This window comes from Pseudomonas bananamidigenes (genome assembly GCF_001679645.1).
Lineage (GTDB): Bacteria > Pseudomonadota > Gammaproteobacteria > Pseudomonadales > Pseudomonadaceae > Aquipseudomonas > Aquipseudomonas bananamidigenes.
This window is the reverse complement of record NZ_LRUN01000001.1, coordinates 159,601-182,434: the sequence shown is the minus strand read 5'-3', so window position 1 is coordinate 182,434 and position 22,834 is coordinate 159,601. Positions and strand designations below refer to the sequence as shown.

The window sequence follows — 22,834 nt, the reverse complement described above, 5'->3', positions numbered from 1 at the left end:
CGAGAGTGGATGTGAGCAAACGAGCCTTTAACTTCTGCGCAGGTCCTGCTGCGCTGCCTGAAGCTGTCCTGTTGCGTGCCCAGTCCGAGATGCTCGACTGGCACGGCAAGGGTCTGTCGGTCATGGAGATGAGCCATCGTAGCGACGACTACGTGGCCATCGCCGAGAAGGCCGAACAGGACCTGCGTGACTTGCTGTCCATCCCCTCCAACTACAAAGTGCTGTTCCTGCAGGGCGGCGCGAGCCAGCAGTTCGCCGAGATTCCGCTGAATCTGCTGCCCGAGAACGGCACTGCCGACTACGTCGAGACCGGCATCTGGTCGAAGAAGGCCATCGAGGAAGCGCGTCGCTTCGGCAATATCAACGTGGCCGCCAGCGCCAAGCCTTACGATTACCTGGCCATTCCCGGCCAGAACGAATGGAAGCTGACCCCGGGTGCGGCCTATCTGCACTATGCGTCCAACGAAACCATCGGCGGTCTGCAGTTCGACTGGGTTCCCGAGACCGGTGACGTTCCGCTGGTGGTCGACATGTCCTCCGATATTCTCTCGCGTCCGATCGATGTGTCGCAGTACGGCCTGATCTACGCCGGCGCGCAGAAGAACATCGGTCCGAGCGGTCTGGTGGTCGTGATCGTCCGTGAAGATCTGCTGGGTCGTGCCCGCAGCAGCTGCCCGACCATGCTCGACTACAAGATATCGGCCGACAACGGTTCGATGTACAACACCCCGGCGACCTATTCCTGGTACCTCTCCGGCCTGGTTTTCGAATGGCTGAAGGAGCAGGGCGGCGTCGCTGCGATGGAGCAGCGCAACAAGGCGAAGAAAGATCGCCTGTACGGTTTCATCGACAGCAGCGATTTCTACACCAACCCGATCAGCACCAATGCCCGCTCCTGGATGAACGTGCCGTTCCGCCTGGCTGACGAGCGTCTGGACAAGGCGTTTCTGGCTGGCGCGGACGCCCGTGGCCTGCTCAATCTCAAGGGGCATCGTTCGGTGGGCGGCATGCGAGCCTCGATCTACAACGCGCTGGGTCTGGACGCTGTCGGAGCCCTGGTGGCCTACATGGCTGAATTCGAGAAGGAGCACGCCTGATGTCCGAACAGGAGCTCAAGGCGCTGCGTGTGCGCATCGACAACCTCGATGAAAAGATCCTCGAGCTGATCAGTGACCGTGCGCGCTGCGCCGAAGAAGTCGCCCGGGTCAAGATGGCCAGTCTGGCCGAAGGCGAGCAGCCGGTGTTCTATCGTCCGGAGCGCGAGGCGCAGGTCCTCAAGCGCGTGATGGAGCGTAACAAGGGCCCTCTCGGCAACGAAGAGATGGCGCGCTTGTTCCGCGAAATCATGTCTTCGTGCCTGGCCCTCGAAAATCCGCTGAAAGTGGCTTATCTCGGCCCGGAAGGAACCTTCACCCAGGCTGCGGCCATGAAGCACTTCGGTCACGCCGTGATCAGCAAGCCGATGGCGGCGATCGACGAAGTGTTCCGCGAAGTGGCGGCCGGTGCGGTGAATTTCGGCGTGGTGCCGGTGGAGAACTCCACCGAGGGCGCGGTCAACCACACGCTCGACAGTTTTCTCGAGCATGACATGGTCATCTGTGGCGAAGTCGAGCTGCGGATTCACCATCATCTGCTGGTGGGCGAAAACACCAAGACCGACAGCATCAGTCGCATCTATTCCCATGCCCAGTCGCTGGCCCAGTGCCGCAAATGGCTGGATGCCCATTACCCGAACGTCGAGCGTGTGGCGGTGTCCAGCAACGCCGAAGCGGCCAAGCGGGTCAAGGGCGAGTGGAACTCGGCGGCGATCGCCGGTGACATGGCGGCCGGGCTGTATGGCCTGACCCGCCTGGCCGAGAAGATCGAGGATCGTCCGGACAACTCCACGCGCTTTTTGATGATCGGTAACCAGGAAGTGCCGCCGACCGGTGACGACAAGACCTCGATCATCGTGTCCATGAGCAACAAGCCGGGCGCGCTCCACGAACTGCTGGTGCCGTTCCATGACAACGGAATCGACCTGACCCGGATCGAAACCCGTCCGTCGCGCAGTGGTAAATGGACCTACGTGTTCTTCATCGACTTCGTCGGTCATCACCGTGATCCGCTGATCAAAGGTGTACTGGAAAAGATCAGTCAGGAAGCAGTAGCACTCAAGGTGCTGGGTTCCTACCCGAAAGCAGTTCTTTAAGGGGTGGTAGCAATGAGTGGCAACTTCCTCGCTCTGGCGCAGCCGGGCGTGCAACAACTTTCGCCATACGTTCCGGGCAAGCCTGTGGACGAGCTGGCGCGCGAGCTGGATCTGGATCCGGCGAGCATCGTCAAACTGGCGAGCAACGAAAACCCGTTGGGCGCCAGCCCGAAAGCGCTGGCCGCGATCCGCGAGGCGCTGGACGAGCTGACCCGCTACCCGGACGGCAACGGCTTTGCACTGAAATCCCTGCTGGCCGAACAGTGTCGCGTCGAGCTGAACCAGGTGACGCTGGGTAATGGTTCCAACGACATTCTCGAGCTGGTGGCGCGCGCCTATCTGGCACCGGGCCTGAATGCGGTATTCAGCGAGCACGCGTTCGCCGTCTACCCGATCGCCACGCAGGCGGTCGGCGCTCAGGCCAAGGTGGTTCCGGCCAAGGAATGGGGGCATGACCTGCCGGCGATGCTGGCGGCCATCGACGCCAACACACGTGTCGTGTTCATTGCCAACCCGAACAACCCGACGGGCACCTGGTTCGGTGCCGAGGCGCTGGACGAGTTCCTGCAGGACGTGCCAGCGCACGTACTGGTGGTGCTGGACGAGGCCTACATCGAATACGCCGAAGGCAGCGATCTGCCGGATGGCCTGGATTTCCTCGCGGCTTACCCGAATCTGCTGGTCTCGCGCACCTTCTCCAAGGCCTACGGTCTGGCGGCGCTGCGCGTTGGCTACGGCTTGTCCACACCCGTGGTGGCGGATGTGCTGAACCGTGTGCGTCAGCCGTTCAACGTCAACAGTCTCGCGCTGGCTGCTGCCTGTGCGGCGTTGAAGGACGAGGAATATCTGGCGCAGAGCCGTCAGCTCAACGAGTCCGGCATGCAACAGCTGGAAGCAGGTTTTCGCGAGCTGGGCCTGAGCTGGATTCCGTCCAGGGGCAACTTTATCTGCGTCGATCTCGGCCAAGTGGCAGCCCCAGTCTTTCAGGGCTTGCTGCGCGAAGGCGTGATCGTGCGCCCGGTGGCCAACTACGGCATGCCGAACCACCTGCGAGTGACCATCGGTCTGCCGGCGGAAAACAGCCGCTTCCTCGAAGCGCTGCGCAAGGTTCTGGCTCGTGGGTGATGTCACTTCGCTGCAATCTGCTGCACCTATGATCGGGCGCCTGGTGGTGGTCGGTCTGGGGTTGATCGGTGGTTCGTTTGCCAAAGGCTTGCGTGAAAGCGGTCTGTGCCGCGAAGTGGTCGGGGTCGATCTCGACCCGCAATCGCGCAGGCTGGCGGTCGAGTTGGGTGTAGTGGATCGCTGCGAAGAGGATCTGGCGGCGGCTTGCCGGGGCGCGGACGTGATCCAGTTGGCGGTGCCGATCCTGGCCATGGAAAAAGTGCTGGCCCGTCTGGCCGCCATGGAACTGGGGCAGGCAATCCTGACGGATGTCGGCAGCGCCAAGGGCAATGTGGTGCGCGCGGCGACCGAGGCGTTTGGCGGCATGCCGGCGCGTTTCGTGCCGGGGCATCCGATTGCCGGTTCCGAGCAGAGCGGGGTGGAAGCCTCCAATGCCGAGCTGTTTCGTCGTCACAAGGTGATTCTGACCCCGCTGGAACAGACCGATCCGGCTGCCCTGGCGGTGGTTGATCGTCTGTGGCGCGAGCTGGGTGCCGATGTGGAGCACATGCAGGTCGCGCGTCACGACGAGGTGCTGGCCGCGACCAGTCATCTGCCGCACTTGCTGGCCTTCGGTCTGGTCGATTCATTGGCCAAGCGCAATGAAAATCTGGAGATCTTCCGTTACGCTGCGGGCGGTTTTCGCGATTTCACAAGAATCGCCGGAAGCGACCCGGTCATGTGGCATGACATCTTTCTCGCCAACCGCGAGGCTGTCCTGCGCACACTCGATACATTTCGCAGCGACCTCGACGCCTTGCGCGACGCGGTCGATGCAGGGGATGGGCATCAATTGTTGGGCGTCTTCACGCGCGCCCGGGTTGCCCGCGAGCATTTCAGTAAAATCCTGGCCCGCAGGGCCTATGTGGACGCTATGAATTCCAACGATCTGATCTTCCTGGCTCAACCTGGTGGCCGCCTGTCCGGTCGGATTCGCGTACCGGGTGACAAATCGATTTCCCACCGTTCGATCATGCTCGGCTCCCTGGCTGAAGGCGTCACCGAAGTCGAAGGCTTCCTCGAGGGCGAAGACGCCCTGGCGACCTTGCAGGCGTTCCGCGACATGGGCGTGGTCATCGAAGGCCCGCATCATGGCCGCGTGACCATTCATGGCGTCGGCCTGCACGGTTTGAAACCTGCGCCGGGCCCGATCTATCTGGGCAACTCCGGCACTTCGATGCGCCTGCTGTCCGGCCTGCTGGCCGCGCAGGACTTCGACAGTACCCTGACCGGTGACGCTTCGCTGTCCAAGCGCCCGATGAATCGCGTGGCCAACCCGCTGCGGGAAATGGGCGCCGTGATCGAAACCGCTGCCGACGGTCGTCCACCGATGACCATTCGTGGTGGTCACAAGCTCAAGGGTCTGACTTACACCATGCCGATGGCCAGTGCCCAGGTGAAATCCTGCCTGTTGCTGGCGGGCCTGTATGCCGAAGGCAAGACCACCGTGACCGAGCCGGCTCCGACTCGTGACCATACCGAGCGCATGCTGCGCGGCTTTGGCTATCCGGTCAGCGTGAACGGTGCCACGGCATCGGTCGAGTCCGGCGGCAAGCTGACCGCAACCCATATCGAAGTCCCGGGTGACATCTCGTCGTCGGCGTTCTTCCTGGTGGCGGCGTCGATCGCCGAGGGTTCCGAGCTGGTGCTCGAACACGTCGGCATCAACCCGACCCGTACCGGTGTGATCGACATCCTGCGTCTGATGGGGGCTGACATTACTCTGGAAAACCAGCGTGAAGTGGGTGGCGAGCCGGTTGCCGACCTGCGCGTACGAGCAGCTAAACTCAAGGGTATCGAGATTCCGGAAGCGCTGGTTCCACTGGCCATCGACGAGTTTCCGGTGCTGTTCGTGGCAGCCGCATGTGCCGAAGGGCGCACTGTGCTGACCGGTGCCGAAGAGCTGCGTGTCAAGGAGTCGGATCGTATCCAGGTCATGGCGGACGGTTTGCTGGCGCTGGGCGTCAAGTGCGAACCGACCCCTGACGGCATCATCATCGACGGCGGCCAGATCGGCGGCGGCGAAGTGCATGGTCATGGCGATCACCGTATCGCGATGGCTTTCAGCGTGGCCTCGCTGCGCGCCACTGCGCCGATCCGCATTCATGATTGCGCCAACGTCGCGACATCGTTCCCGAACTTCCTGGCGCTGTGCGCACAGGTCGGCATTCGTGTGGCGCAAGAGGCTCAGTCGTGAACAACATTGCTCCGGTCATTACCATCGATGGGCCAAGCGGCTCGGGCAAAGGCACCGTAGCGGGCATTCTGGCCAGGCGTCTGGGCTGGAACCTGCTGGATTCCGGTGCGCTGTATCGCCTGTTGGCGTTTGCTGCGCACAACCATGGTGTTGACCTGACCAATGAGGAACTGCTGAAAAAGCTCGCTGCCAATCTGGATGTGCAATTCATTGCGGCGACAGAAGGTCAGTTGCAGCGCATCATCCTTGAGGGTGATGAAGTCAGTGATGTCATTCGCACCGAAAGTGTCGGATCGGGTGCTTCGCAGGTCGCCGCATTGCCGGCGGTACGCGAAGCCCTGCTGCAGCGTCAGCGCGAATTCCAGGAAGCGCCGGGGCTGGTGGCTGACGGGCGTGACATGGGGACGGTGGTTTTTCCGAATGCACCCTTGAAGATATTTCTGACTGCGAGTGCCGAGGAGCGGGCGCGCCGTCGATATTTGCAGTTGAAGGGCAAGGTCGAGGGTGTTAGTCTGTCGAGTCTGCTAGATGAGATCCGTGCGCGCGATGAGCGCGATACCCAGCGAGCAGTGGCCCCGCTCAAGCCGGCGGCCGACGCGATACAGCTGGATTCCACGGAGTTGTCCATCGATCAGGTGCTGGAACGCATCATGAGCGAGATCGCCATTCGCGATATCGCCGGGTGACCAGGAAGGCCGCAGGGGACCAGTCATAGTCCTGCGGTGGCTTCCTTTAATTGAAACTGACCCGCATCGTCTGGGATGTGGAGATGGGCGTATTTTTCGCCCTAATCAACAGGAATTAAAATGAGCGAAAGCTTTGCGGAACTCTTTGAAGAAAGCCTGAAGACTCTGAACCTTCAGACAGGCTCCATCATCACCGGCGTTATCGTTGATGTCGACTACAAAAATGGTTGGGTCACCGTTCACGCAGGCCTGAAGTCTGAAGCGCTCATCCCGCTTGAGCAGTTCTACAACGATGCTGGCGAGCTGACTGTCAATGTCGGTGACGAAGTTCACGTTGCTCTGGACTCGGTTGAAGACGGTTTTGGTGAAACCAAGCTGTCCCGTGAAAAAGCCAAGCGCGCTGAATGCTGGATCGTTCTGGAAGCAGCCTTCGCAGCCGAGGAAGTGGTCAAGGGCGTTATCAACGGTAAGGTTAAGGGCGGCTTCACTGTCGACGTTAACGGCATCCGTGCGTTCCTGCCAGGTTCCCTGGTTGACGTCCGTCCAGTGCGCGACACCACGCACCTGGAAGGCAAAGAGCTGGAATTCAAGGTCATCAAGCTGGACCAGAAGCGCAACAACGTTGTCGTTTCCCGTCGCAGCGTCCTGGAAGCCGAGAACTCCGCCGAGCGTGAAGCTCTGCTGGAATCCCTGCAGGAAGGCCAGCAAGTCAAAGGTATCGTCAAAAACCTCACCGACTACGGCGCATTCGTCGACCTGGGCGGCGTGGACGGCCTGCTGCACATCACCGACATGGCGTGGAAGCGTATCAAGCATCCTTCCGAAATCGTCAATGTTGGCGACGAGATCGACGTCAAGGTTCTGAAATACGATCGCGAGCGCAATCGTGTTTCCCTGGGCCTGAAGCAACTGGGTGAAGATCCATGGGTTGCTATCAAAGCCCGTTACCCAGAGAGCACTCGCGTTACCGCTCGTGTAACCAACCTGACCGACTACGGCTGCTTCGCTGAGCTGGAAGAAGGTGTTGAAGGTCTGGTACACGTTTCGGAAATGGACTGGACCAACAAGAACATCCACCCTTCGAAAGTCGTACAAGTCGGCGACGAAGTGGAAGTCATGGTTCTGGACATCGACGAAGAGCGTCGTCGTATCTCCCTGGGCATCAAACAGTGCAAGTCGAACCCATGGGAAGACTTCTCTGGCCAGTTCAACAAGGGCGACAAGATCTCCGGCACCATCAAGTCGATCACCGATTTCGGTATCTTCATTGGTCTGGACGGCGGCATCGACGGTCTGGTTCACCTGTCCGACATTTCCTGGAACGAAACCGGCGAAGAAGCTGTGCGTCGTTACAAGAAGGGCGACGAGCTGGACACCGTTATCCTGTCGGTTGATCCGGAGCGCGAGCGTATCTCCCTGGGTATCAAGCAACTGGAAAGCGATCCGTTCTCCGAGTACGTCTCGGTTAACGACAAAGGCGCAATCGTTAAAGGTACTGTGAAAGAAGTTGACGCCAAAGGCGCCGTCATCGTTCTGGCCGACGATATCGAAGCGACTCTGAAAGCCTCCGAAATCAGCCGTGACCGCGTTGAAGACGCGCGCAACGCTCTGAAAGAAGGCCAGGAAGTAGAAGCCAAGATCATCAGCGTTGATCGTAAGAGCCGTCAGATCAGCCTCTCCATCAAGTCGAAGGACGATGCTGAAGAGAAAGAAGCTATCCAGAGCCTGAACGCGGCTCAGGAAGCTCCAGCTGACACCACCATGGCAGCTCTGCTGAAGCAAGCAATGGCCAAGCAGAACTAAGTTCTGTCTGACCATGCAAGAAAAGGGCGACTTCGGTCGCCCTTTTTTGTGCCTGCGATTTGGCGAAGCGTCATTCTGTGCGCGCTCTTGGTGAAACCATTCCCTTTGTCAGGCGGTCTGTTTCTTTAATCGGATCAATCGTCTATTCGCGTCTAGGCTTAGTCTGAAGATCGCAGTAGTCGGGCGTGTGGCTCGGCATAAGGAAGTGAATGAACAAGTTCATAGTCTTGTTGGGCATGCTGATGCTGGCAGGCTGTACTACCAGCGCCAAGACTCACGCGGTGCGCGGCGTCAGTGGTATCGAGGTTGATTGTTCGGGTTTGGGGTCGGGTTGGGAGAAGTGTCAAAAGCGTGCGGCGAAAGAGTGCAAGGGCGCTGGTTACAAAGTGGTTACGCGTTCGGATGACGCCAAGGATGAGGATGTGTTTCCCTTCGGCTTCAATCCTGCGGGTTACGCCACTCGTACCATGCTGGTGATCTGTCGGTGAGCGGGTGAGGCTTGATGCCCTGAAAATGGGTATTTCGATGTAAGAAGAGATATGTCAAGCCCTGGGCTGTTCAAAATCTTCCGGGCGTGCTAAAACCTTTCAAGCGCTGATCTAGCTGCTTGAAAAAGAAGGGAAAAACATGACGAAGTCGGAGTTGATCGAACGAATTGTCACCCATCAAGGGCTGCTCTCATCCAAAGATGTGGAGTTGGCCATCAAGACCATGCTTGAGCAAATGTCCCAGTGTCTGGCTACGGGGGATCGTATCGAGATCCGTGGTTTTGGCAGCTTTTCCTTGCACTATCGTGCGCCGCGGGTTGGTCGCAATCCGAAGACCGGGCAGTCGGTCAGCCTTGATGGCAAGTTTGTGCCGCATTTCAAGCCGGGCAAGGAACTGCGTGATCGTGTGAACGAAGAAGAGGAGGAGGGGGTTTGACGGCCACGATTTTTCGGGGAGTTGCCCATGCGTAATCTCAAGCGCATGCTTCTTGGCGTTTTCATTCTTTTGTTGATGCTGGTGATCCTGGCGTTTGTACTGGAGAACCAGCAGTCGATTTCGTTGATGTTCCTTGGTTGGGTGGGGCCACAGCTGCCAGTCTCTCTGGTAATGGTTCTCGCTTTGCTGGTTGGAATGCTTGTCGGGCCGATACTGGGCTGGTTTCTGGGACGATCGTCCAGAGCTGCACGCAAACGACTTGTATAAGAGCAGGCGCAGGACATCCATCGAATTTGCATCGCTACTTGTCTATATCCATTAGTAAAACGTTCATTAAGCTGTAAAATGCAACCCTTGTTCGATTGTGGTCTATTCCCGCGTCGATCCAGACTGACTCTGACAGAAGCCTCATATCTGATGGCTCTGCATTCATGGACTAGACAGTGCTCGTTGGTGCCACTGTCCGCAGCTCAAGGGTATGCTTTCGCGTGAAAATTCTAGTTACCGGCGGCGCCGGGTTCATCGGCTCGGCAGTCATCCGTCATATCATTTCCAACACTAACGACGCCGTCGTGAACGTTGATAAGCTGACTTATGCCGGTAACCTCGAGTCTTTGGCAGAAGTCAGCCTGGATCCGCGTTACGCGTTTGAATGCGTTGATATCTGCGACCGTGATCGGATCGACCGGGTTCTGCGTGAGCATCAACCGGATGCAATCATGCACCTGGCCGCGGAATCCCACGTGGATCGTTCGATCTCCGGTCCGTCCGAGTTCATCCAGACCAACATCATTGGCACCTATACCTTGCTGGAAGCTGCACGCCAATACTGGGCGGCAATGGATGATGCACGTAAGGCTAACTTCCGTTTTCACCATATTTCCACTGACGAAGTTTATGGCGATCTGGAAAGCCCGGAAGAACTCTTCACCGAAACTACGCCGTATCAGCCGAGCTCGCCATACTCGGCCAGCAAAGCCAGTTCCGATCACTTGGTGCGTGCGTGGGCGCGCACGTATGGTTTGCCGACACTGGTCACCAACTGCTCTAATAACTACGGTCCGTGTCACTTCCCGGAGAAGTTGATCCCGCTGATCATTCTCAATGCGCTGGAAGGAAAACCGTTGCCGGTCTATGGCAAAGGTAATCAGGTGCGTGACTGGTTGTATGTCGAAGATCACGCGCGAGCACTGTACAAAGTCGTGACCGAAGGTGTCATTGGTGAGACTTACAACATCGGCGGGCATAATGAGAAGCAGAACATCGAAGTCGTCCATGCCCTGTGTGCGTTGCTCGATGAGTTGCGACCGGATTCTGCTCACCGCCCGCACGCAAGTTTGATCACCTATGTGCAGGATCGCCCGGGTCATGATCAGCGCTACGCGATCGATGCCGGCAAGATCCAGCGCGAGTTAGGCTGGACCCCGGAGGAAACCTTCGAGACGGGTATCCGCAAGACTGTCGAGTGGTATCTCAACAACTCTGAATGGGTTGCCCATGTGAAGAGTGGCAGCTATCAGCAGTGGATCGACCAGAACTACGCCGGTCGTTCGGACAAGGCATGAAGATTCTCCTGCTGGGAAAAAATGGTCAGGTCGGCTGGGAGCTGCAGCGCTCACTTGCTCCGCTAGGGGAGTTGGTTGCCCTTGATCGGCACCCGGTCGATGGTTTGAGTGGTGATCTGTCTGATCTCGATGCTCTGCGCGCGACTATCCGTAAAGTAAGGCCCGACGTTATCGTCAACGCTGCCGCCTATACCGCTGTCGATAAAGCCGAGTCCGAGACTGAACTGGCTGACCGTGTAAATGGTGAGGCCAGTCGAGTCATGGCGCAGGAGGCCGCATCCCTGGATGCCTGGCTGATCCACTATTCGACCGATTACGTATTCAGCGGCGAAGGTTCGACGCCTTGGCAGGAATGTGATGTCGTCGCACCTGTGAACCACTACGGCGCCAGCAAGTCGGCCGGTGAGCAGGCAATTGCGGCTTCTGGCTGCAGGCATCTGATCTTTCGTACCAGTTGGGTCTATGGTGCCCGTGGTAACAACTTTGCCAAAACCATGCTGCGTCTGGCCAAGGATCGCGAATCGCTGGGCGTGATTGCCGACCAGATAGGCGCTCCAACGGGGGCGGACCTTATTGCGGACGTGACTGCGTTGGCGATCCAGCAAGCGATGCATCGCCCGGCATTGTCGGGCCTCTATCATCTGGCAGCTGCCGGTGAAGTGTCCTGGCACGGCTATGCCAGTCTGGTCATCGACTTTGCCAAGGCGCACGGTGAGGACCTCGCTGTTACGGCCGTGAATCCGATTGATACCACTGCCTATCCAACACCGGCGCGCCGCCCTTTGAATTCGCGTTTGAATACGCAGAAGCTGCGCGACAACTTTTCTCTACACTTGCCGGATTGGCAAAGTGGTGTAACTCGAATGCTTATGGAAGTTCTGAATAAATGACCACGACAAATCGTAAAGGCATCATTCTCGCCGGTGGCTCGGGTACGCGCCTGCACCCGTTGACCCTTGGAGTTTCCAAGCAGATGCTGCCGATCTACGACAAGCCGATGATCTTTTATCCGCTGTCAGTGCTGATGCTTGCCGGCATGCGTGAAATTTTGATTATTTCAACCCCGGAAGATTTGCCTTGCTTCCGCAAACTGTTGGGCGATGGCAGCCTTTACGGAATCAAGCTGACTTACGCCGAGCAGCCGAGCCCGGATGGTCTGGCGCAGGCCTTCATCATTGGTGAGGAGTTCATCGGAGAGGATCCTTGCTGTCTGATCCTGGGCGATAACATCTTTTATGGTCAGCACTTCTCTGACAATTTGCGTTCGGCCAACTCTCAACAGCACGGCGCGACTGTATTCGGTTATCACGTCTCTGATCCCGAGCGTTTTGGTGTTGTGGAATTTGATGCGTCCGGTCGCGCGTTGAGTATTGAAGAGAAGCCACTGAAACCAAAATCCAGCTATGCGGTTACAGGTCTTTATTTCTATGACAATCAAGTCGTGGAGATCGCAAAGAACATCAAGCCTTCCGAGCGCGGAGAGCTGGAAATCACTGATGTGAACCGCGCCTACCTGGAGCAAAAATCGCTGAATGTCGAGATGCTCGGTCGCGGCTTTGCCTGGCTGGACACAGGTACTCACGACTCTTTGCTTGAAGCCAGTCATTTCGTTCATACCATTGAGCAACGTCAGGGTTTGAAAGTGGCCTGCCTGGAAGAAATTGCGTACCACAATGACTGGATCACCGCCGATCAGCTGGCTGAGCAAGCTGATGCCTTGAAGAAGACCGGCTACGGTCAATACCTGCAGAAGTTGCTGGACTCGCCTTCTCACTGATTCGAATAACAAAGCGTTTTCGAGTGAGAAAGTCAAAATCGGTGCAAGCAGGAAAGCTATGCCAGTAAAACATCCCAAGGTTGCGGTTTTGCTGGCGGCCTTCAATGGAATGCAGTGGATCGAAGAGCAACTCGATTCGATTCTTCGGCAATCCGGTGTACACCTGAGCGTCTATATCAGTGTGGATCCCTCGACTGATGGTACAGAAGCCTGGTGCTTGGCCTTTGCGGCCAGGCACCAGGGTGTTCATGTGCTCCCTGGTGCCGGTGCGTTCGGTGGTGCCGCGCGCAACTTTTTCAGATTGATCCGTGATGTATCCCTCGAAGAATACGACTACATCGCGTTCTCCGATCAGGATGACATCTGGTATCAGGATAAGCTCGAAAGGGCGATCGGCGAAATTCAGGCGCGAGGCGTGGATGCCTACTCCAGCAATGTTGTCGCGTTCTGGCCGGATGGTCGCACGCAACTGCTGGACAAGGCTCAGCCCCAGACCTCCTGGGATTTCCTGTTCGAGGCCGCTGGGCCGGGATGTACATACGTCTTCACTCGTGAGCTGATGCATCCACTCAAGACCGCCATGCTGGGCAGTTGGAGCGACTTGCAAAATGTCAGTCTCCACGATTGGTATTTTTACTCTTTCGCACGTAGTCGTGGATTTCGCTGGTTCATCGACGCGCGTCCTTCCATGGATTATCGCCAGCATGAAAGTAATCAGGTAGGGGCGAATGCCGGCATCGGTTCTCTGATCATGCGCTACAAGACCATTCATGACGGGTGGTGGTTTTCTCAGGTCAGACAGATCGTTCGGCTGGTGGGGCTTGAGCACCATTCATTTGTCGAGCCTTGGCTGCCTTTGGGGCGCCCGCAGTTGATAAAGCTCTCGTTCAGTGCAAGAGACTGTCGGCGCAGAACACGAGACAAGCTGTTTTTCTTTTGCATCTGTTGGGCTACGGCGCTGGTTGGAAGCAAGGCTAAATGATCGGTACTCAAGTTTTGGTGACTGGCGCGACCGGGTTTGTCGGAGAGGCGCTCGTGTTTCGACTGCTGCGCGACGGGGTATTCAGTCCTGTTGCTGCTGTGCGCGGTGAAACGAGGTTGAGTGGTCTATGCCGGGTTGTGGCATTTGACATGGGGGACAGGGCCCTGCTGCCTCCTCTGGCAGGCATTGATGTGGTTGTTCATTGTGCTGCGCGAGTGCATGTGATGAATGAGTCGGCAGAGGGGGCTCTTGAGCGGTTTCGCAAAATCAATGTCGAAGGGACTGTTCGTCTGGCTCGCAGTGCAGCTGAAGCGGGCGTCAAAAGATTCATTTTCGTCAGTTCGATCAAGGTCAATGGTGAAATGACCCTGCCGGGAGTTGTCTTCAAGGCGGACGATGTGCCGGCACCGCTCGATCCTTACGGCCTATCAAAATGCGAAGCAGAGGACGCCTTGCGAGCAATCAGCGTCGAAACGGATATGGAGGTTGTCGTCATCCGGCCGCCATTGGTCTACGGCCCCGGTGTCGGGGCCAATTTCCTGAGCATGATGCGCTGGCTTGAGCGTGGTACTCCGCTACCGCTTGGGGCGATACATAACCATCGCAGCCTTGTTGCGCTTGAGAATCTGGTGGATTTGCTCAATGTCTGTATCAGTCATCCAGAGGCGGCGGGAAACACCTTTCTGGTCAGTGATGGAGAAGACTTGTCCACCACTCAATTGCTCAGGCGCATGGCGAGTGCCCTGGGTGTAAAGCCTCGCTTGCTGTCGATTCCTTCCTGGGTATTGAAGACGGGCGCATCGCTGATCGGTCGTGCTGATCTCGCGCAGCGATTGTGTGGGTCATTGCAGGTCGATATCAGTAAAACCATCGATAGGTTGGGATGGTCGCCTGTCATTGGCGTCGATGATGCGTTGAAGCGAACCGCGTTCCACTATCACTCGCGGCAGCGTGCTTGAGTGGAGATGTTTGACCGTTGATGAGCTTTGCCTGCTACTTCGACATTGGCAAACTGCCACCCTTTTTCTAACGATGGCGGCTTGATACCCTACGCGCCGCCACCGCGGCGCTCATCTGCAATATTCACGTTATCCATGTCTTGTCGGGGCTGACGGTCCTGCTTCCAGCGTTTGCAAAGCGATAATGTCACTGGGCTATCAAATGACAATGTTTCGTCGTTATAATTGCAAATTTTGCGCAGCTGGAAGTGGCGCATGAGCCGTTCCGATGGCGCTCTCGTTGCCCGTCGAATGCTCGCTCGTGTTGAACGAATCGGCACAGGTGAAATTTTCTCCTTTAAGCAACGGAGTGCTCGGTGGTAGCCCCTCTTTTCCCGGATGTTCAAAACAGCAGTCCGGATCACCGCATTGTCGACCGGCTTCAGCAGGAACCAGGTGGTCCTTCCGGACGTGTTGCCGTTCTGTTGTGCACCTTCAATGGCGAGCGTTTTTTGGCACAGCAACTGGACTCCATTGCGCGCCAAAGCTATCCCCACTGGTTTGTCGTGGTGTCAGATGACAGTTCTGACGACTCTACCCTGGAATTATTACGCGAATACGCCGAGCGCTGGGGAGAAGGCAAACTGTCGATTCGCCAGGGACCGGGACGTGGATACGCCGCCAACTTCCTTTCGCTGACCTGTGACCAATCCATCGAGTCCGATTTCTATGCCTGGGCCGATCAGGATGATATCTGGCAAGAAAACAAGCTGGAGCGCGCCTTGTGCGAGCTTCAGGGCACCCCTCCACTGGAGCCGGCTCTTTACTGTGGCAGGACCGAATTGATCGATGAGGAGGGGGCAACCATAGGTTTGTCTCCTCTGTTTGAGCGTCCCGTCGGATTTGCCAATGCGCTAGTGCAAAGCGTGGGAGGGGGCAACACAATGGTCTTCAATCAGGCTGCCCGTAAGCTGTTCCTGCAGGCCGGTTCCAGTCTGGACATCGTTTCGCATGACTGGTGGGCGTATCTGCTCGTTTCAGGTGCTGGAGGGCGAGTCACTTACGACGTTTGTCCAACCATTCTCTACAGGCAGCATGAAGCAAACCTCATCGGCTCTACATCGGGCCTGATGGCGCAATTGAATAGAGTACGGATGCAGTTCCGCGGTCGTTTCCGTGGGTGGAATCAAAAGAATATTGCGGCACTGGAGTCGACCAGATTCCAGTTGAATGAAGAAAGCCGGATGAGGCTGGATCTTTTTCAGCGGGCACGAAGTTCTCGCGGATTGGCCCGGATCATCTGGTTACGGCGATCTGGTGTCTACCGCCAATCCTTATGGGGCAACCTTGGGCTGCTTTTGGCGGCGGTATTCAATGGAATCTGATACGCAGTCGGACTTGGCCCCTTTCAGGAAGAGTGTTGTGGTAATTCAAGTGATGGCAGGACGAGAGAGTTTGCTGAGGAATTTAAACCCCCTCGGATTTATTGAGGTTTTGAGACAATGCTGAACTTTTCTGCTTCGCCAAAGGAGATGCTCAATAGCATCTGGCGCAACAAAGGTCTCATCCGGGCGCTGGTGCAGCGGGAGATCGTTGGGCGTTATCGCGGGTCGATCATGGGCATGTTGTGGTCACTGTTCAATCCGATTGTGATGCTGGTGATTTACACATTCGTATTCAGCGTCGTGTTCAAAGCCCGATGGAGCGTCGATAGCAGCTCGAAAACCGAGTTTGCGCTCATGTTGTTTGCGGGGCTGATCGTTTTCAATCTGTTTTCCGAGTGTATAAACAGAGCCCCAGGGCTGATTATTGGCAACGTCAACTACGTGAAGAAAGTGGTGTTCCCGCTGGAAATACTTCCATGGGTTACGCTGGGCGCGGCTATGTTTCACTTTCTCGTCAGCCTCAGTGTCTGGCTGATTGCTTATCTTATTTTTTTCGGAAAGCTTCAGTACACCATTCTGTTGCTCCCGGTATTTCTGGCTCCTCTGATCATTTTTGTTGTCGGCCTGGTTTGGTTTCTCGCCTCAATGGGCGTGTACCTGCGAGATGTCAGTCAAATCATCGGTGTCTGCACTTCCGTCCTGATGTTTCTTTCACCGATTTTTTATCCGATCACGGCGCTGCCTGAAGAATACCGGCATCTGCTCTTTTTGAACCCCCTGACCCCGGCGATTGAAGATACCCGGGCTCTGCTCTTCAGGGGCGAACTGCCGAGTCTGATTCACCTGGGTTTCTACTATATCGCTGCAGCTCTTGTCTTTTGGCTAGGATTTGCGTGGTTCCAAAAAACGCGAAAAGGGTTCGCCGATGTCCTCTAATACCGCTATTGCCGTCAACAACCTGAGTAAGTGTTTCCATATTTACGACAAGCCGAGAGATCGGCTGATGCAGATGTTCGCACGCGGACGCAAGCAATACTTTCGTGAGTTCTGGGCCCTGCAGGGTGTTTCGTTCACCATCGACCGAGGCGAGACCGTTGGTATCCTCGGACGAAACGGTAGTGGTAAATCGACACTTTTGCAGATGATTTGCGGCACGCTCAATCAGACACACGGCGACATCATGACTCACGGTCGTGTCGCAGCCTTGCTGGAGCTGGGTTCCGGATTCAACCCTGAATTCAGTGGTCGCGAAAACGTGTACATGAATGCTGCCGTACTTGGCCTAACACGAGACGAGACTGAAGCCCGTTTTGCCGAGATCGAAGCCTTTGCGGAAATCGGCGAATTCATCGATCAGCCGGTCAAGACCTACTCCAGTGGCATGATGGTACGCCTGGCTTTTGCCGTGGCGATCAATGTTGACCCGCAAATCCTGATTGTTGATGAAGCGCTGTCGGTCGGCGATGAATTGTTCCAGCGTAAATGCTTCGCGCGGATCGAGGCGATCAAGGCCAGTGGCGCGACCATTCTGTTTGTGTCGCATTCCGGGAGCGCCGTCATCGAACTGTGTACGCGGGCGATTCTGCTGGATAAGGGAGAGAAGCTCGCCGAAGGTGTGCCCAAGGTCATTGTCGGCCAGTACCAGAAGCTGCTGTATGCGCCTGCGGACAAAGTTGCGGAAATCCGCGAATCGATCAAGACCGGTGTACTCGAGCGCCTTGAACTCCAGCGGGAGGCCAAACGCACCGAGGTGGCAGTCGAGGCGTCACAGGCGAAGGACAACGGACTTGAGGAGTACTTCGATCCTCATATCGTTTCCAAAAGTGTGATGTCCTACGAATCTCACGGTGTTCTGATCAGCGAACCACGCATCCTCAATGCGGCCGGTAAACAGGTTAACTGCCTCAAGCGCGGTGATAGCTACCGTTATACCTATCGCGTAGCTTTTTCGACGGGGGCTGTGGCGGTTCGCTTTGGCATGATGATCAAAACGCTTGCCGGTATCGAGATCGGTGGGGCAGCCAGCGCGGCCAGCACTCAGGACGCCATCGACTACGTGGCGGCCGACGCTGAAGTCGATGTTGAATTCAAGTTCGAGTGCAACTTGAACCCCGGAACGTATTTCCTCAATTCGGGGGTAGTCGGTGCCGTAGGGGAAGGGGAAACCTATCTGCATCGTTTGATCGATGCCTGCCTGTTTCGCGTTCTGCCAGAAACTGCGATCACAGCAACCGGAACAGTCGATTTCAAATGTATCCCAGCTTTTACCATTTCAAGTGTTGAGCATAATTAATCTTATGGATCATAAACAAATAGTCGTAGTTTTGGGCATGCACCGGAGCGGTACGAGTGCCATTACGCGTGGTTTGAAAGTCCTTGGTGTGGATCTGGGCGATAACCTGTTGCCTGCCGAGTCGGGCAATAACGAAAAAGGCTTTTTTGAAGACGCAACCATCACTGCTTACAACGAAGAGTTGCTGGCTGATCTGGGACACAGCTGGGACAGCTTGCTTCCTATCCGCCGGGAAGAGCTGGACTCGCCGGTCGCGCAGAACCACAAAGCGCGTGCACTCGAGCATCTGCGCGAGAAGCTCAGTGAGATCAAGTGTTTCGGCGTAAAAGATCCGCGAATGTCTCGACTGCTGCCATTCTGGCAGGAGATCTTTGCCGAGTTGGGTCTGCAGGTCAGCTATGTCATTGCTTTCCGTAATCCGATAAATGTTGCGCATTCATTGGTCAAGCGGAACGAGTTTGAAGTTGAGAAAGGCTACTTTCTCTGGCTTGAGCATATGCTGTTTAGCTTGAAATACAGCCAGGGCGCATCGCGCGTTTTTGTAAATTACGAGTTGATGCTTCAGGAACCCGAAAAGCAGCTGCGGCGCATGTCCGAGTCGCTGGGGTTGCCGTTTGACCCGCAGGGCCCCGAGTTCCTGGACTATCAGAGCAACTTTCTCCAGCAGTCGCTGCAGCACAACAGCTTTTCGCTGGACGAGCTAAAAAAAGATTCCGCTGTACCGGTCGATGTCTTGAGCCTCAGCCTCCTGCTTCTGGAGCTCTCGCGTGATGAGCGTGCTGATGACCAAACGGTCCTCAGCACTGTCAACAGTCTCTGCGAGGCGATGAACGAGCGTTTGCCTGCCTATCGACTCATGCATCGTTTTGATCTGGACAACGCTGAACTGAGTGGGAAACTGACTCAGAAGGACGAGACCATCGAAAGTCTAGAAGCTGAACACGGTGCACTTGCTACCGATTACAGCAAGCTTGAGGCTCGCTTTGACGAATTGAAGTCGAATTACGCCCTGATTGATGGCCATCGCCGTTGGCTTGAAACCGAGTATGGCGCTTCCCTGGCCAGTCATTCCGACACGGAACAATTGGTTCAAATGCTTGAGGCTGATCTGCGTCGTTATGGTTCTGGACGCTTTTTGCTCAAGTCCCTGATCTCTCATGTTGCCGATCGGTTCGGGATCCGTTATCGCGGCGATCATCCGGCCGATAGTGAGCTATTCAGCGCCGACTATTACCTTACTACTTATGAAGATGTTCGGGCGGCGGGTGTCAACCCGTTGCAGCACTATCTTGAGCAGGGCTGGCGTGAGGGGCGTGACCCGTCGGCAGGATTCTCCACCAAGGCCTATCTCGACAGCTATCCGGACGTGCGGTTGCGTCGTATCAATCCGCTGATCCATTACTTGCGCTACGGGTACTATGAAGGGCGGTCGATCTACGACACCAAAGGTCGTAACTACCATCTATCCCGCAAGGTCGGTCGCCATCGTCTCGCCATACAACTGTTGAATCTGGTTGCGCAACAGCCGCAGCTGCTCAGCCGCTTTGTACGCGAGGCCCGCCGTGGCGGTCTGCGTCATGCACTGGCTATTGCAGTTCGCAAGCTCAAGCTCAGTCAGAAGCGGCTGGCGTTGAAACAAGTCTCCAGTCCGCTTGGCGATGCAGTTTTGACCGAATACGAAGTACTGAAGGTCGTGCCTTACTATCTGGATCCTTATCTGTCAGACGCCCCGCAAGTGATGCCTGGTATGGTTGCCGTTCATCTTCACTTAAGCAGCGAGCAGCTATCAGGAAATTGGCTGAACGACCTGAAAAATATTCCTGTCGAGTTCGATCTGTTCATTTCCCGAATCATGGGTAATGGCTCGAAGTTCGACGACAAGTCGCTGCGCAGTGCTGTACCTCTGATACGCAAGTTGGTGGTTGAAACCGTGCCCGCGCAAGTTGGCGCGTTTGCTGCACTGATCGTCCAGTTCGGTGGTCTTCTGAGTGAATACGACGTCGTAGCGCACTTCCATGATGAGGTCGATGGTGTCGATAACATTGAAGGTTCGGGCTACAAGGAGCGTGTGGATCTGCTGTGTGGTTCGCCTGCCAACGTCGGACAAATTCTTCAGTTGCTCGGTGGCGACGCCAAAGTGGTGTATCCCGCCGATAACCGAGCTGAAGCTGCCATCTACCGTCAGGCTGGCTGGAGTGATGCCGGAAACGTGATTGCCGCGGCTCTGGAAAAATTCAGCGCGGTCGATGCGAAGGCATTTCCGGGCGTGCAATTCCCGCGCGCCGGATTGTTCTGGGCACGCGTCGGCACGATCCAGGACTTCTTGCGCCTGCCATTGAAATTCGAGAGTTTCACGAGTCAGGGCGACGTTGTCGCGGGTGATCTGCTGAGCCGTTCGCTGGAGCGTCTGTTGCTGGTGAGCACGACGAACAGTGACGGGCGTAACTATCAGCTGGAGGCGCCGCAGATTTCCCATGAGCCTCGTGAGTATTACGAGCCACAGGTTGATTACTCTGCGAGCATCAAGCACGACACCATCAAGGTGCTGGCATACTACCTGCCGCAATTTCACCCGACACCCGAGAATGATGAATGGCACGGCACCGGATTTACCGAGTGGTATAAGGTTCGCTCTGCCAATCCTTTGTTCCACGGACACTACCAGCAACATGTCCCGCACGAGGACATCGGTTACTACCATCTGGACGGCCCGGCCAAGTTGCAGCAGCAAGCCGAAATGATGCAGAAGTCAGGTGTCCACGGCCTGATTTTCTATCATTACTGGTTCACCGGCAGAATGATCCTCGAGAAGCCGGCACAGATGCTGCTGGATAATCAGCAGATCAATATGCCGTTCTGTTTCTGTTGGGCGAACGAGAACTGGACTCGCCGCTGGGATGGTAACGAGGCGGAAATTCTGCTGGGGCAGGTCTATTCGAAAGAGGACGCCCGTGGCTTTATTCGCTATCTGATCCCGTTCTTCAAGGACGAGCGCTATATCAAAGTAGATGGCCGTCCGATGTTGCACGTGTATCGTCCGTCCTCGATCGAGCATATCGATGAATACCTGGCTGTCTGGCGCGAAGAGTGCGAGCGCGAGGGTCTCAAGGCGCCATATATGGTGGCGACGCTGACGCGCGGTGCGACAAATCCGCAAGACCATGGCATGGACTCTGCCGTCGAGCGGGTACTGCATGACTGGACTGCCGATGCGGTACAGGACACTCGCAGCCAGTTGCACCCGTACTGGCCTCTTGAAGGCAACATCATTAACTACTCTGAAGTTGCCGATCACTACATGGGGCAGGATCTGGGCAAGGATTTCACGCTCTTCCGGTCGCTGGTTCCAACTTGGGATAACACTGCTCGTTACGGTAACAGAGCGTACGTGCTTAACCACTTCACTACGGAAAAATTCCAGAGCTGGATGGAGTTTCTGGTGGATTACTCCGAGCGGAACCTGCCGGAAGATCGCCGCTACGTAGTGGTAAACGCCTGGAACGAATGGGCTGAGGGGGCGCACCTTGAGCCCGATACCCGCTTTGGTTACGGCTACCTCAACTCCATCGGACGTGCGTTGTCCGGCCAGTCGTTTTCGGCGACCGTCGACTGTGTCCTGCCAGCAGATTTGAAGCTGGATGTGGTGCTGACGCCTGAAGCAGAGGCTCGCCTGGAGGCTGAACCGGAGTCGCGTCGCAAGTTCCTGGCATGCCTTGCCAATTCGGATGCGTTCAAGGCTTGCTCGGTTTCTGTAGAAAATGCAGAGCTTCAGCAAGCTTTGCGGGCAAAAGGTGTGAATGTCTCCGTGCATGCGCCTGGCGAATCCGACTTCACGCTGCGTTTCAGCGATATTTGCCTGTTCCCTGCAACGGCCATCGAGTCGTTGCTGAAAATGGCCAAGCGGCACAAGGGGTATTCCGTGTCGGCCAGTCTGCGAAACGATCCGTCGTTTGTGCAGGGCGAAAATACTGTCAACTTCAGTATCGAGCCTGATCAGGTTGCCTGCATGGAGTTGCGTCCGAATGCACCGACGATCGGCTACAAGATCTGCTGTGAGGCCTCATGTTTCCGACTGCTGCCGGACAACGGCATCCACGGATCATCGCTCGACACGGTTTCGACCATCGTGCGTTACCACCGTCGTGGTGACCGTGCATCGCTGATCAATGCACTTCTTTCATTGATCGCTCAGTCCGGTAGCCAGGTTCTGCCTGTTCTGGCTATTCAAGATATGGATGACCAGGAAATCGCAGTACTTGAAGCGCAGCTCGCTCAACTGCCGTGGAATGAGCATTGTGCTCCGGTGATTCGCCGTTACTTCTCGACGGAGCAAGCGCCGGATTTGCGTTCGTTGATGTTGAACGATGCGCTCAAGGCTGTCGGCAGTGGTTACGCAGCATTTCTTGATTATGACGACATGCTGTTTCCGTGGGCTTACAGCTCGCAACTGGAACAGATCAAGTCCAGTGGCAAGAATGCAACCTTTGCACGTGTCTACTCCACCATGGTGGATTCGGCGACAGGTTGCATCGTCAAGCGTGACAAGATTTACGATTACGGTGAAAACTACCGTGATTTCATCGAGCATAACCACGCGCCGCTGCACAGTTTTCTGCTCGATCTGAACAAGTGCGACCTGGAAGCAGTCACCTACTTCGATGATATGAAGTACATGGAAGACTACTATCTGACCATGCAGTTGTTCACGCGCGACGGTACGGATTGGGCGTCACTGCGTTCCTGTGATTTTATCGGCGATTACATTCACCGGATCGGTTGCGATACTCATACGCTTGCGCTGACTGATGAGCAACAGCGTGCGGACTTGCTGGCTAGCGAGTCTTACCGGATCTGCGAGGCGCGCATCAAGGCCTTGCGTGATCGCTTGTTGCCCCACGCTTAGAGCAGAAGGCCCGCCAGTTGCTGGCG

Annotated in this window: 18 protein-coding genes; all 18 read left to right on the top strand. The window is 56.3% G+C overall.

The window, feature by feature from the left end; all coding sequences use genetic code 11:
* Positions 1-11: 11 nt before the first annotated feature.
* Positions 12-1,097: a 3-phosphoserine/phosphohydroxythreonine transaminase gene (gene serC / locus BBF94_RS00845; protein WP_065257161.1), complete on the top strand. Its 1,086-nt coding sequence runs from the start codon at positions 12-14 to the stop codon at positions 1,095-1,097.
* Positions 1,097-2,191: a prephenate dehydratase gene (gene pheA / locus BBF94_RS00840; protein WP_065257160.1), complete on the top strand. Its 1,095-nt coding sequence runs from the start codon at positions 1,097-1,099 to the stop codon at positions 2,189-2,191. Before serC ends, pheA begins: the two co-directional genes overlap by 1 nt.
* 12 nt (positions 2,192-2,203) lie before the next feature.
* Positions 2,204-3,316 carry a histidinol-phosphate transaminase gene (gene hisC, locus BBF94_RS00835; protein WP_065257159.1) on the top strand — a complete coding sequence of 371 codons (1,113 nt, stop codon included), beginning with the start codon at positions 2,204-2,206 and terminating at the stop codon, positions 3,314-3,316.
* A 28-nt stretch (positions 3,317-3,344) separates the two neighbouring features.
* Positions 3,345-5,552, top strand: coding sequence for a bifunctional prephenate dehydrogenase/3-phosphoshikimate 1-carboxyvinyltransferase (locus tag BBF94_RS00830; protein ID WP_065257268.1), 2,208 nt, complete (start codon positions 3,345-3,347; stop codon positions 5,550-5,552).
* Positions 5,549-6,238: a (d)CMP kinase gene (gene cmk / locus BBF94_RS00825; protein ID WP_065257158.1), complete on the top strand. Its 690-nt coding sequence runs from the start codon at positions 5,549-5,551 to the stop codon at positions 6,236-6,238. The genes BBF94_RS00830 and cmk overlap by 4 nt, the downstream gene beginning before the upstream one ends.
* Positions 6,239-6,358: 120 nt before the next feature.
* The gene (rpsA, locus tag BBF94_RS00820; RefSeq protein ID WP_065257157.1) at positions 6,359-8,041 is read left to right on the top strand and encodes a 30S ribosomal protein S1; all 1,683 of its coding nucleotides are present in this window, start codon (positions 6,359-6,361) and stop codon (positions 8,039-8,041) included.
* 209 nt (positions 8,042-8,250) lie between these two features.
* Positions 8,251-8,529, top strand: a complete 279-nt coding sequence (locus BBF94_RS00815; protein ID WP_065257156.1) for a hypothetical protein — start codon at positions 8,251-8,253, stop codon at positions 8,527-8,529.
* Positions 8,530-8,668: 139 nt separating this feature from the next.
* Positions 8,669-8,965 (top strand): integration host factor subunit beta, encoded by a 297-nt coding sequence (gene ihfB, locus BBF94_RS00810; protein WP_003189779.1) that lies wholly within the window; start codon positions 8,669-8,671, stop codon positions 8,963-8,965.
* 27 nt (positions 8,966-8,992) lie between these two features.
* Positions 8,993-9,232: a lipopolysaccharide assembly protein LapA domain-containing protein gene (locus tag BBF94_RS00805; protein WP_065257155.1), complete on the top strand. Its 240-nt coding sequence runs from the start codon at positions 8,993-8,995 to the stop codon at positions 9,230-9,232.
* Between the two features lie 221 nt (positions 9,233-9,453).
* A complete protein-coding gene (gene rfbB / locus BBF94_RS00800; RefSeq protein ID WP_176704391.1) occupies positions 9,454-10,530 on the top strand; it encodes a dTDP-glucose 4,6-dehydratase in 1,077 nt (358 codons plus the stop codon).
* A complete protein-coding gene (rfbD, locus tag BBF94_RS00795) occupies positions 10,527-11,420 on the top strand; it encodes a dTDP-4-dehydrorhamnose reductase (protein ID WP_065257153.1) in 894 nt (297 codons plus the stop codon). The genes rfbB and rfbD overlap by 4 nt, the downstream gene beginning before the upstream one ends.
* Entirely contained in the window at positions 11,417-12,307 is an 891-nt protein-coding gene (gene rfbA, locus BBF94_RS00790; protein ID WP_065257152.1) for a glucose-1-phosphate thymidylyltransferase RfbA, read from the top strand. Before rfbD ends, rfbA begins: the two co-directional genes overlap by 4 nt.
* Before the next feature lie 58 nt (positions 12,308-12,365).
* Positions 12,366-13,289 carry a glycosyltransferase gene (locus BBF94_RS00785; protein WP_065257151.1) on the top strand — a complete coding sequence of 308 codons (924 nt, stop codon included), beginning with the start codon at positions 12,366-12,368 and terminating at the stop codon, positions 13,287-13,289.
* A complete protein-coding gene (locus BBF94_RS00780; protein WP_065257150.1) occupies positions 13,286-14,248 on the top strand; it encodes a UDP-glucose 4-epimerase family protein in 963 nt (320 codons plus the stop codon). The genes BBF94_RS00785 and BBF94_RS00780 overlap by 4 nt, the downstream gene beginning before the upstream one ends.
* 356 nt (positions 14,249-14,604) lie before the next feature.
* Positions 14,605-15,612, top strand: a complete 1,008-nt coding sequence (locus tag BBF94_RS00775; protein WP_082302345.1) for a glycosyltransferase family 2 protein — start codon at positions 14,605-14,607, stop codon at positions 15,610-15,612.
* Positions 15,613-15,729: 117 nt separating this feature from the next.
* Complete coding sequence (locus BBF94_RS00770) at positions 15,730-16,548, top strand: ABC transporter permease (protein ID WP_065257149.1); 819 nt, start codon at positions 15,730-15,732, stop codon at positions 16,546-16,548.
* On the top strand, positions 16,538-17,905 hold the full coding sequence (locus BBF94_RS00765) for an ABC transporter ATP-binding protein (protein ID WP_065257148.1): 1,368 nt from the start codon (positions 16,538-16,540) through the stop codon (positions 17,903-17,905). The genes BBF94_RS00770 and BBF94_RS00765 overlap by 11 nt, the downstream gene beginning before the upstream one ends.
* Positions 17,906-17,993: 88 nt before the next feature.
* On the top strand, positions 17,994-22,808 hold the full coding sequence (locus BBF94_RS00760) for a glycoside hydrolase family 99-like domain-containing protein (RefSeq protein WP_176704390.1): 4,815 nt from the start codon (positions 17,994-17,996) through the stop codon (positions 22,806-22,808).
* The last annotated feature ends 26 nt before the right edge of the window (positions 22,809-22,834 follow it).